A 2,266-nucleotide genomic window follows, 5' to 3' on the forward strand; every position below is an offset into this window, starting at 1 on the left:
CCCGGCGCGTTCACCGGCGTGCGCCTGGCGATCGCGGTCGCGCAGGGCATCGCCCTGGCCCTGGACCTGCCGGTGCTGCCGGTGTCCACGCTGCAGGTGCTGGCGCTGCGCGCGCCGGCCGACGCGCCGCGGGTGCTGGCGGCGATCGATGCGCGCATGGGCGAGGTCTACACCGCGGCCTACGCGCGGCAGGCCGATGGCGGCCTGCAGGCGCTGACCCCGGAGCAGGTGCTGAGTCCGGAGGCCTTCGTGTTGCCGGAGCCGGATGCGGCCTGGGCTGCGGTCGGCACCGGGCTGGCGGCGGTCGATGGCACCTTGCAGCGCCGCTTCGGCGCGCACTGGCGCAGCGCCGATGCGCAGGCGCTGCCGCATGCCGCCGACGTGCTGACCCTGGCCGCGGCCGCATACGCGCGCGGCGAAGGCATCGCGCCGGAGCGCGCCGAACCGGCCTACCTGCGCGACAACGTCGCCCTGACCCTGGCCGAGCAGCAGGCGCAGCGGGCCGCGCGGTGAGTGCGTGCGGCGTGCCGTCGGCGCGTCAGCGGTCGAGTACCAGCGGCGTGGCGCTTTCGTGCGCAGGCCTGGCGACGCACAGCAGCGCACAGCCTGGTTCGATCTGGGTGTCGGGCGGACGCAGGTAATGCACTGCGCCGGACAGCACGCGCGTCGCGCAGGTGCCGCAGGAACCGTAGCGGCAATCGGAGGGCGTAGCGATCCGCTGCGCTTCTGCCAGCTCCAGTAATGTGCCGGCGTCCGGGGTCCAGACCGCCTCGCGTCCCGAGCGCTGGAACCGCACGCGCACCCGTGGCGCATCTGCTGGCGCTGCGGGGTTCGTATCGCGGACGAGGCTCGATGGGCCGAATGCCTCGAAGCGGATGCGCGCGTCCGCCACGTTCAGCGCGCGCAATCCACGGTACATATCGCGCATGAAGTCTGGCGGTCCGCACAGGTAGAAGTCGTAATCGTCGAATGCCAGGATCCGCTGCAACCGCGCGATGCCGATGCGGCCGGCGCCGTGGCCGGCCGCTCGGCTGTCCAGGCAATGCAGCGACAGCCGCGCGTCGGCCGCGGCGAGCCGTGCCAGTGTGGCGGCGAACGGACGATCGGCGGCCTCGCGGGCGCCGTGCACGAAGATCAACCGCCGCCGCGAGGCGGTGTCGGCCAGCGCCTGGCGCAGCATCGCCAGCATCGGCGCGATGCCGATCCCGGCCGAGACGAACACCACCGGCCGCGGGCTGGCGGCATCGAAGACGAAATCGCCGCGCGGCATCTGCGCGTCCAGCGTCGTGCCGACCTGCGCATGGTCGTGCAGCCAGGCCGATGCCCGGCCCTGCCGTTTCACGGTGATCCGGTAGAGCGCGCCACCCGGCGCGTCGGACAGCGTGTAGTTGCGCACCGTCGGCGCGGCATTGCCGCAGATCGGGAAACGCAGCGTAAGGTGTTGGCCGGCTGCGTACGACGGCAGCGCGCCGCCGTCCTCGGCGGCGAAATGGAACGAGCGGATGGCACGCGCTTCGTCGACGATCCGCACGATCCGCAGCGGCCGCCAGGCGCGTTCGGCGGCAGGCGTCGACGCCGCGGCGAACTGCGCTGGGCGCTGCACCGCCGACCAGCGCCACGGCAACACGGCGCGCGTGTGGCGCACTTCGCGGAGATGGAAGCGCACCACGCGCTGCGCGCCCGCGAACGTCGCCAGTAGCGGCCCGTCCCAGACGATCTCCGCGCGGGCGGCCAGGTACAGCAGGTCGCCGCGTTCGAAGTCGATGAACAGCAGCCCCGCGCGCGGATCGTGCAACAGATTGCCGAGCGTATTGAAGTAGCGGTTGCCGCTGAAATCCGGCGTGGTCAGGGTGCGCGCATCGTCGACGCGTACGAAGCCGGGCAGGCCGCCGCGGTGCGACACGTCCGCGCCGCGCGCGGCGCCGGCATCCTCCGAGGTGTTCGCGCTGGCGATGAAGAAGGTATCGCAGCGCGCGAGCAGCGCGCATTGCGCATCGCTCAGACGCGCCGACACGGCAGTCGCGGTATGCGCGTGGACCTCGCCTGCGGCGAACGTCGGGCTGCGGCTGTTGATGTACTGCGGGCAGTTACCGAAGCTCTGCTCCACCGCGACCGTCAGCGTGTCGCCATCGACTGCGCTGACGCTGCCGTTGACGCGATTGCGTCGTCGCGTTTCGAGCGCGATGCCCAGGCCGCCGAACGGCGCGCCCGGCCGCCAGGTGCCGGCCAGCGGGTCGCCGGGCAGGGGCGGCGCGGCGATGCGCAG

Annotated in this window: 2 protein-coding genes; one reads left to right on the top strand and one right to left on the bottom strand. The window is 72.9% G+C overall.

What is annotated here, in order from left to right; genetic code table 11:
- Positions 1–513: tRNA (adenosine(37)-N6)-threonylcarbamoyltransferase complex dimerization subunit type 1 TsaB (gene tsaB / locus D588_RS0116505; protein WP_017916763.1), on the top strand; the 513-nt coding region annotated here is incomplete at its 5' end.
- A 25-nt stretch (positions 514–538) separates the two neighbouring features.
- On the opposite strand, the gene D588_RS0116510 is transcribed toward tsaB, so the two are convergent.
- Positions 539–2,266: 2Fe-2S iron-sulfur cluster-binding protein (locus tag D588_RS0116510; RefSeq protein WP_017916764.1), on the bottom strand; the 1,728-nt coding region annotated here is incomplete at its 5' end.

The sequence above is a fragment of the Xanthomonas sp. SHU 308 genome (genome assembly GCF_000364645.1).
In the GTDB taxonomy this organism is placed as follows: Bacteria; Pseudomonadota; Gammaproteobacteria; order Xanthomonadales; family Xanthomonadaceae; genus Xanthomonas_A; species Xanthomonas_A sontii.